Annotated in this window: 8 protein-coding genes; 5 read left to right on the top strand and 3 right to left on the bottom strand. The window is 40.8% G+C overall.

Annotated features, from left to right (window positions below; genetic code table 11):
- The first annotated feature begins 425 nt into the window (after positions 1-425).
- A complete protein-coding gene (locus ACFE6N_RS23410; protein WP_378940340.1) occupies positions 426-1,187 on the top strand; it encodes a DUF72 domain-containing protein in 762 nt (253 codons plus the stop codon).
- A 122-nt stretch (positions 1,188-1,309) separates the two neighbouring features.
- Entirely contained in the window at positions 1,310-2,083 is a 774-nt protein-coding gene (locus ACFE6N_RS23415; RefSeq protein ID WP_378940342.1) for a DNA-formamidopyrimidine glycosylase family protein, read from the top strand.
- Positions 2,084-2,332: 249 nt separating this feature from the next.
- On the opposite strand, the gene ACFE6N_RS23420 is transcribed toward ACFE6N_RS23415, so the two are convergent.
- Together ACFE6N_RS23420 and ACFE6N_RS23425 are read right to left on the bottom strand one after the other, a co-directional pair.
- Positions 2,333-3,358, bottom strand: a complete 1,026-nt coding sequence (locus tag ACFE6N_RS23420; RefSeq protein ID WP_378940344.1) for an acyltransferase family protein — start codon at positions 3,356-3,358, stop codon at positions 2,333-2,335.
- A gap of 172 nt (positions 3,359-3,530) precedes the next feature.
- On the bottom strand, positions 3,531-4,055 hold the full coding sequence (locus tag ACFE6N_RS23425) for a hypothetical protein (RefSeq protein WP_378940346.1): 525 nt from the start codon (positions 4,053-4,055) through the stop codon (positions 3,531-3,533).
- 99 nt (positions 4,056-4,154) lie between these two features.
- Between ACFE6N_RS23425 and ACFE6N_RS23430 the strand changes: the two genes are divergently transcribed.
- A complete protein-coding gene (locus ACFE6N_RS23430) occupies positions 4,155-5,030 on the top strand; it encodes an LLM class flavin-dependent oxidoreductase (RefSeq protein WP_378940348.1) in 876 nt (291 codons plus the stop codon).
- A 448-nt stretch (positions 5,031-5,478) separates the two neighbouring features.
- Here the strand turns inward: ACFE6N_RS23430 and ACFE6N_RS23435 are convergent, their stop codons facing one another.
- Positions 5,479-6,426: an EamA family transporter gene (locus tag ACFE6N_RS23435; RefSeq protein WP_378940350.1), complete on the bottom strand. Its 948-nt coding sequence runs from the start codon at positions 6,424-6,426 to the stop codon at positions 5,479-5,481.
- Positions 6,427-6,996: 570 nt separating this feature from the next.
- Here ACFE6N_RS23435 and ACFE6N_RS23440 point away from each other — a divergent pair.
- Both ACFE6N_RS23440 and ACFE6N_RS23445 read left to right on the top strand, forming a co-directional pair.
- A complete protein-coding gene (locus ACFE6N_RS23440) occupies positions 6,997-7,359 on the top strand; it encodes a response regulator (RefSeq protein ID WP_378940352.1) in 363 nt (120 codons plus the stop codon).
- A gap of 218 nt (positions 7,360-7,577) precedes the next feature.
- Positions 7,578-8,663, top strand: a complete 1,086-nt coding sequence (locus tag ACFE6N_RS23445; RefSeq protein WP_378940354.1) for an ATP-binding protein — start codon at positions 7,578-7,580, stop codon at positions 8,661-8,663.
- Positions 8,664-9,035 lie beyond the last annotated feature (372 nt).

Genomic DNA, 9,035 nt, shown 5'->3' on the forward strand with positions numbered 1-9,035 from the left:
AAATGCTGAGCAAGCTCAAGGATACCTAGTTTGTTCTTAATGATCTTTGCTTGTGTAGTCATAATACTAATCTCTGTTACGTTGTTTAATTTATTGTAACTGTCAGATTAAGTTTTGACTAATTCAATGGAGATGTGTTGCCAACTCAATTATAAGGTATTTCGACTATACCTAAATCTTTCTTTTGCTAAATGGATCAGCTACTTTTTTACTGACCTGTTATTTTAAAATTTTCGAAAATCACGATTTCAATTAATTCCTCCACAAAATGATTCTAATGACGCACCGCTACTGAGCCAGAGCTTCAAAGCAGTTCTGAAAAAAAGCTGCTTTTTTGTTTTTGGGGATTTTTAGATCAATGCTTAGCGTGCCTTTCTTCTGATCTGGCCGTTCAACAATTTTTCTATTCGACTTGTTTAGTTCATATGGACATCGCTTTTGAAAACTATTACTCGGGTACCAGCGGGCTGTTGTTGCCCGTTCCCAACAAATTGTACTATCCCAAAGAATTTCAAGAGAAGAGCAGGCTGTGCTATTACGCATCGCTGATGGATTCTATCGAGATCAATTCTTCCTTTTATAAAATACCGCAGGCTTCCACGATGAAAAAATGGGCGGCTGATGTGCCTGAGAAATTTCGGTTCACTTTTAAGCTTTTCAAGGAGGTGACCCACAATAAGGACCTGGCCTTTGATCCGGAGGTTGTATCCAGATTCTTTTCAGTTATTTCGCATGTGGAGGATAAAAAGGCCTGTCTTTTGGTACAGTTCCCCCCGAGCATAAGGATTGCTCATTTTGCGCAGTTGCGCTTTCTCATGTCGGTGCTTAGAACTCATGATCCTTTTTTTGAATGGAAGATCGCTTTGGAATTTCGGCATCCTTCTTTATATATAGATGAGGTGTATGAACTTTTGGAAGAGTTTGGGCTTGGTATGGTTATACATGATAAGTCGCCTGCCAGTTCTCCGGTAAGGGAAAGCCATCCCGGTTTTATCTACCTCAGGTTTCATGGTCCAGGAGGAAACTATAGGGGAAGTTATGCAGACGACGTGCTGTACGAGTATGCAAGTTATGTGACCGAGTGGCTTTCAGAAGGCAAAAAGGTATTCGTGTATTTCAATAACACGATGGGGGAGGCACATGCCAACCTGAATATGCTTCGCCAGATCGTCAGGGATACCTATTAGTATCTGCTGATGGGTAAGTCTAAACTTTTCGGGCATGAACAATGTTTCGATCCTGCACATCGATCAGTGAGATCCGTAAGAAATATAAAAATGGGCGTGTTTAATTTTTTAAAAAAAATGTTATGGCTGAACTACCAGACTTAGAAGTGTTTGCGCAAATCCTTTCGCGTCGGTTTAAGGGTAAAACCCTAGAGGAATTGAAAGTAAAAGTGACGAAAAAGCTTAACGTGACTGCTGCACAGCTCAAGGCCAGGCTCGAAGGTAAAAAGCTTTCGAATGTTTTACGCTATGGAAAAACTTTGCACTTTCATTTCGGTAAGGAAATTCTACAGGTTCATCTGATGCTTAGGGGTGAACTGGAGGCGATGCATAGCGGTTCGGAGCTGCCAAAATATGCCATACTTGCTTTTCATTTTTCAGGGGGTGAGGGCTTTGCCTTGGTAGATAGCTTGCGTGCGGCAATACCTACCTTAAATCCCGACGCTGCTAAGGCACCAGATGCGCTTGAAATGGATAAAGATTATTTTACCGGGGTGCTGTTCAAGAGCAAGAAAATGGTTAAGGAGTTGCTGGTGGATCAGAAGAAGATACGGGGCATTGGTAATTCATATGCAGATGAGATCCTGTGGGATGCCAGAGTATCTCCGTTTTCGATCAGCTCGGCCATACCTGAAAAAATCGTCAATAAATTGTTCCATAGTTTGAAGTCTGTCTTGCAAGAAGCCGTTACAGCTATCGCAAAAGAGAACGGAGATGAGCTTCGCGGGGAGCTGCGCGACTTGATGAAAATACATGGGGCAAAGCTGAAAAAATCTCCTTCCGGAGCAGTCGTGAAGTCAGAAAAGATCGGCGGAAGGACCAGTTATTATACCGATGAACAGCAATTATACTCCTAAAAAGCAATCCTGGTATATTTTGTGTATAAGGGGAAAAATAGCATTATGGAAGCATGTTTGATGATTTGTGAATTCTATTTAATGTGAAAATCATCACTCTGACAAAGTTCTTTAGAAGGAGTCCATGTGCGATATTTTAAATGCCTTCAGGAATTTCTTTTGGTTCATAGGTTAATGGAAAACAAATGTACTGGCGACGAGCATTTCATACTGTCAAACATCATAAATGAAATTCAAAGTAGCATCTGGTTAAAGTGAGTGATTGATATTGCTTTCTGGCTGAAGCTGATTGTTTTTACCCTTTAGGTAGGTTATTGCGGGTTTTTCAATCATATTCCAGGAGAGTATTGCCAGAATAAAGCTTAATGGAATGGTTATAAGCATGCTTTGATAGCTAGACAATTCTGGAATTTTGTTGGCCACAATCTGCTGTACCAAAAAACCGTAAATATAAATTCCATAAGAGTAATCGCCTTGCAAATGCAATTTCTTAAATACCCTGGAGATTCCAATTGCCAATGCGCTATAAATCATGGTAATGTATAAAATAATAATTTGGAAATAAATGAAATAGGAGAGTAAGGTGATCAATACCAAGACCAGGGCAATTCTATAATCTATAATAATTAGCCGTCGGTAAGCATAAGATAATGACCCGGCAAGAAATATAATAAGCAATTTAACCGTTATGTTTGAGGTGGTTAGGCCGTTTGCAGTAAGTTTATCGGTAGTAAATAACAAAGTAATGCCGATAACAAAAGACACCAACAGCATGGGTTTCTTAAATATGTTAAAGATACCTAAAAAGAACACAAGGCAGTAATATCTTACTTCTGCCGGTAAAGTCCAAAATGAGCCATTTACAGTATTTGGATAGTGATTATTTATAAATACCCCAGGCAAATTGTAAGCAGCCCTGAAAACGATTGTGCAATTCAAAAACAAATATTTCCATGTTTCTTTTGATGTAAAATATTCATAAACCGGTAATTCAGTTAAAAATGGTCCGGCAATAAATACTGTAATTAGTGTGCAAATAATCAATGCAGGCCATATCCGAAATAGTCTCTTTAGTAAGTAGGAAGATTTTGGTTTCGAATGTTCATAACTTTGGGTTACGAAAAGGCCTCCGAAAAAGAAAAATAATGCGACAGCAAGGCTGCCACTATACTCATTTTTTAATATCTCGCCTACGGGTTCAGAATACCCTTTAGGATCAAATAATATAAAAGAATGCCCATATATTACCATTAATGCAGCTATTAATCTTATCAAATCATAATTGTTATTATTCCTTTGAATAGCGCATTCTAACTTCATGTCCAAATATATAATATTTTATTAACTGTGATATTAACTATGGGCAAGGAGAATTAGCGGAGATGAACCAATCATGTTCTAGGAGATTTGGACAGGGCTATTAAGTCCTATTCATATCGGACTGATCTTATTGCTTTTTGTTAAGCCTGGGTTTGGTAGATGCGTTTTGCTTAGGCTTTTTCGTCGCAGCAGTTGTGCTTTTTGATGATTTGCTTACAGGTTTTTTTGACGAAGTTTTCTTCTTTCGGGCATTTTTGACCCGGTATTCAAGCAAGTAGAGCCTGGTCTGCCATTTTTCGATGGTGGTATCTATATTTTTTGGAAAGCCTGTTGATTCTAACAGACCAAGTACTTGCGCCAGCTCACGTGTGCTCTCTGCTTTGGCCTTGTTTTCTTTCATCCAGTCTTGTTGTTTGGTTTCGTAGGCTTTCCGGTATTCGGCTATGGCCTTTTGAATGAGCTTGATCTCATCCTCTTTTGATTTAGCTTTGCGCAACAGTACCATCTGCCTGTTCCATGCATGAGAATTGGTGGGATCTGTCCGCGAAGCTTGCTGGTAGCGTTTTAATGCGGCAGCGCTATCGCCCGCTCTTTCCAGTTCGAGCCCTGCATCAAACTGCTCCTTTGACTGTATCTGTTTTCGTCTAGACATAACTGATTTTGGAACAATTAGCCAGGGCTATTGTTTGATAAAGGACAGTTGCGGTTATGACTACACGATGACCCTCGGGCAATGAGCGTAATGCTAACTTTGAATTTAGCAATTAATGAAATTAAGAAAATCGGATTTTTATCTTTCGGGCATTGGTCCGAACATCCCTCATACCAGGCGCGTACCGCCAGTGATACTTTGCTGCAGTCTATCGATTTGGCCGTTGCGGCCGAAGAGATCGGGCTCGACGGCGCGTATTTCAGGGTACACCATTTTGCGAGGCAATTGGCATCGCCCTTTCCGCTGCTTTCGGCAATTGGTGCAAAAACTTCAAAGATCGAAATCGGAACGGGGGTTATCGATATGCGCTATGAAAACCCTTTATATATGGTTGAGGATGCGGGTGCGGCCGACCTGATCTCTGGTGGCAGGTTACAACTGGGCATCAGCCGGGGTTCGCCCGAGCAGGTGGTTGAAGGCTGGCGGTATTTCGGTTTTTCACCAAAGGACGGCGAGAGCGATGCGGATATGGGTAGGCAAAAGGCTTTGGCGTTTTTGGAAAGACTGAATGGCGAAGGTTTTGCAAGGCCGAATCCAAATCCAATGTTTCCCAATCCTCCGGGACTGTTAAGGTTAGAACCCTATTCTGAGGGGCTGCGCGAACGCATCTGGTGGGGAGCGGCTTCCAATGCCACTGCGGTGTGGGCGGCAGAGCAGGGCATGTACCTGCAGAGTTCTACATTGAAGTTTGATGAAAATGGCAAGCCCTTCAGCGTTCAGCAGGCTGAGCAGATCAGGTTGTATAAGGAAGCCTGGAAAAATGCTGGACATGACCGTGAGCCAAGGGTGTCTGTCAGCCGTTCTATATTTGCGCTGATGAACGATCAGGACAGGTATTATTTCGGACAGCAGGGGAAGGCGGCAGATAGTTTTGGTTATATTGAGCCCACTCAACAGGCAGTTTTCGGCAGGTGATATGCCGCTGAGCCCGATCTGCTGATAAAGGAACTGGCAGCAGACGAGGCAATACAGGAAGCAGATACGGTATTATTGACCATTCCAAACACGCTGGGTGTAGATTACAACATTTATATTTTATCTGCCATTCTGGAGCATGTTGCGCCAGGGCTTGGTTGGAGATAGCCGAATTCGATTTTTTTTTAAATCACAGCAAACATATTGGCGATAATGATGTTTTGTATATTGAGAGCGTTAATTTAGATAAGCGGGAAGAGCCTTTGGTTTTTTCCGCTTTCTTGTTTCTGTATGGTGTACAAACGATTAAAAGAAATTAAAATTTTGGGGATAGTGGTGGCATCAAAGGTGGAGCAATTAATTTAAATTAAACGATGACAGGCTTCCCTATGGAAGTTGTATATGGCCGGCCTGCTTTATGTGGTTACATCGAAAAGCAGCAATATCTTTATGCCTCTGAGTAACCGGAATCTTTGCTAAAAGAAGGCTGATCTCTGCCATGCATCTGCTTTTGCTTATTTTTTAAAAGGTAATGCGCATTAAAAACGATAACCGATACGAAGATAATACTGTAGGCCGCCATTTGTAAGGGACTGATAGGCTCAAGATATACCAGAGCTGCTATAGCAAATGCAATAATGGGATTGATGTTAAGCAACATGCCCACTGTTGATGAATTCAACCCCTTTAAGGCATACAAATTCAGAAATAACGGAATTACCGTAAAGCCAAGTGCTATCACTTCTATCAGTACCCAAAATGTCGTCGTGCCAGGTATACGCCCGCTGTAGGAAGGGTAAAAGGGAAGCAGCAGCAAGGCAGAAAGCACAATATGAAAAGTGAGGGTAATGAACTTATCAAACCCAACATTTTTACGCTGGCTTACCAGGTACGCGGCATAACTTGATCCAATAATGATACCATAAACCATATCCATAATATTGGCATAGGATAGGAGTAAACATCCAATTATACTCAATGCGACAGCCGCCCATTGTATTTTATTTAGCTTTTCGTGCAAAAGCCAGTAAGCAAGCAATGTCGTAATAATCGGGCACACAAGATAGGCAAGTGAGGTGGCCTTAATGCTTACGTGGTTGAGCACGTAAATAAATGAGAACCAGTTGATATTTAAAAGAATACTTCCACCTACATTCAGTAAAAGCATATTTCGTTTTTGTTTAGCAGGTAGGGCTTTAATATTTGAGAAAGTTTTAAGCAAATCGGCACGCTTAAATAAGGCGGTAATGAAAACCATTAATATGGCGCAGCTAAAAATGCGGTAAAATAAAATATCTACCGAAGCATATCCGCTCAGCGGTTTTAAAACTAAGCTAAAAAAGCCCCAGGTCGCATACGCGAATATAGCAGCAAGGTAATATTTTGCGGTTTTCAATTTGCCAGAATGTTGATCTTATAATATCCATAAACATGCAAAGCACATTTATGGCATAAAATACAAATTAACATATATTTATTGATCTTTTAACTGCCTATTGTATCGTACCCGACGTTCGGCTTTACGGGACTTGCCATCCCAGCAGATGCAGATGATGCCCCGGCAAGCATTTTAAAAAATATATTAAATTGGTTTGGTACCAACTGATCATTTTTTTAAAGATCTACCGTTCGCTCAACATGCTCAACAAGGAATTGATACGCTGGAAGCACTGAAAGAAATGAGCTACCAGTTTGTTGTTGACAGTTGGATAAGCTTGCGGGAAAACTTAACAGACTTGTCGCACAATTCATCAGATACCCGGCAGATTTAAAGTGATGGCAATGAGGAGCAACAGTGGAACGGGAAGGCGGCAGCTCTATTAAAACATACACTGAAAAGATTCTCAACAGATTGGTAGAAAATCAAAACTTTCAACGCTGTTATACGTTAACAAACGCAGATACTACTATCGCCATCGAAAATCGATCGCCGTGACCGTATTGGAATCACTTAAAATCGATACCGATGGAAAAACACATACTCATCATTGAAGATGATCAAGAAATCAGTGAATTATTTCAAATGATCTTTGAAACGGTAGGTTATTATACTACTGTACTGAACATTGCGCCTAATCCTGAATTTATCGATAAGGGAGGCTTCCATTTGGTTTTAATGGATATCAGGCTCATCGGATCACGATATAACGGTGATGAATTATGCAGATTGTTCAAATCGAGCTATCCTAACAATAAAACACCTGTTTTATTGATGTCGGCTGAGTCTAACGGAGATATTTTAGCACGGGAATGCGGGGCAGACGGCTTTATGGGTAAACCTTTTGATGTTGATAATCTGCTGACACGTGCTTTTGAAATGATGGCTTAGCATTTATGGTTTTACAACGAGTCATGATGCCCTGTAAAACCGGTCTTTTATTGAGCCAGTCAGTTACCTGACGGTTAACGTTAAGAAACATCGCAGCATCATTTCTTTATACAGATCAATACAATAAAATTAATCAAGACGCATCATTTCACATACATTGCTGTGGAAATTCACATTATTTATGTTTTTTTTGCTAAAAATATTCGCAAAGAGACCGTATGAGTTCGAAACTTCCTAACGCTGATCAAACGTTTAATATCTCTGACGAGCATCTTGATATTGCACTTGAACAGGTTTCGATGGGTTTTTGGAGAGTCAACCTGGTTAACAGCAACTTTATGGCCTGCACCCCGCAGTGCAAAAAGAATTTTGGCTGGGATCCATCCAGAGCATTTAGTTATGCTGACATGCTAAGTTGCATACTTCCTGAGGATCTGCCGGAAATGCAGGCCAAGGTTTCTACTGCGATAGAACATCAACAGCTTTATAAGGCTCAGTACCGGGTAAAACATCCGGATGGCAGTATTCACTGGATAGACGCAAATGGCAAAGTGTTGTACAAAAAGGGCATCCCCTATGAGCTATTGGGAACAACGCTGGACATTACCGAAAAGAAAGATTTAGAAGTACTGCGCGATGAACTTTTGAATGTGGCCATGCATGAACTGAAAACGCCATTGTCGGCTGTAATGGCATCTTTACAACTACTTGAGCGTATATTGCAGCCGCAAAATGAGGAAAAAGCCCTGAATATTGTAACCAGGGCGCTGGGATCAACCGAAAGGATTAATCGTCTTTTAGGCGAGATGGCCTTACCGGTAAATGCAAAGTTAAAAGAAATCAGCCTGGCAAAAACAACGTTTGATATTCGCAGACTTGCCGATGAGATTGCAGACAATGCCAGGGTTATTCATGCCCATGCGGAGATCGAAGTACAGGCAGATGCGGATGAAATTTTGATACATGGCGATCGTCATCGGATTGCCCAGGTCATCACCAATCTGATCAACAATGGAATCAAGTATTCTGAAAATGATCCAAATCTCGAAATTACCATTACACCAGATCATGATCAGGTCAGCTTCAGTGTCAGGGATTATGGAATCGGGATAGCGCCGGGAGATCGTAAGAAAATATTTCAAAAATTTTACAGGGCCAATACAAAGTTGCAGGTGGATGGCCTGGGAATAGGATTGTATCTGTGTGCAGAGGTGATTCTTCGCCATGGGGGCAGCATTCAGGTTGCAGATATCGAGCAGACAGGCACAACTGTTATATTCTCTATACCAACAGGCAATATCTAACAGAACTTTTAGGGCTGTCTACCTTATTATATTATAATATCCTTGAAAGATAGCCAACTAAATTTCACATTTCTGGAGATAGGTAAGTTAACGTAAACACTAATAACAACTGAACATCACGAGCGGAACTCATACTGAACTTAGCATGAGTTAATATTTGACATTTACTTTGCTTTCTCTTCATGATTGTTTTCGAACATGATTGATATGCTAATCATTAAAGGATAAGCAGATCAGTTCTCGACTTATTTGAATTAGTCAAAACTTAATCTGACAGTTACAATAAATTAAACAACGTAACAGAGATTAGTATTATGACTACACAAGCAAAGATCATTAAGAACAAACTAGGTATCCTTGAGCTTGCTCAGC

The organism is Pedobacter sp. BG31 (assembly GCF_042464845.1).
GTDB lineage: Bacteria > Bacteroidota > Bacteroidia > Sphingobacteriales > Sphingobacteriaceae > Pedobacter > Pedobacter suwonensis.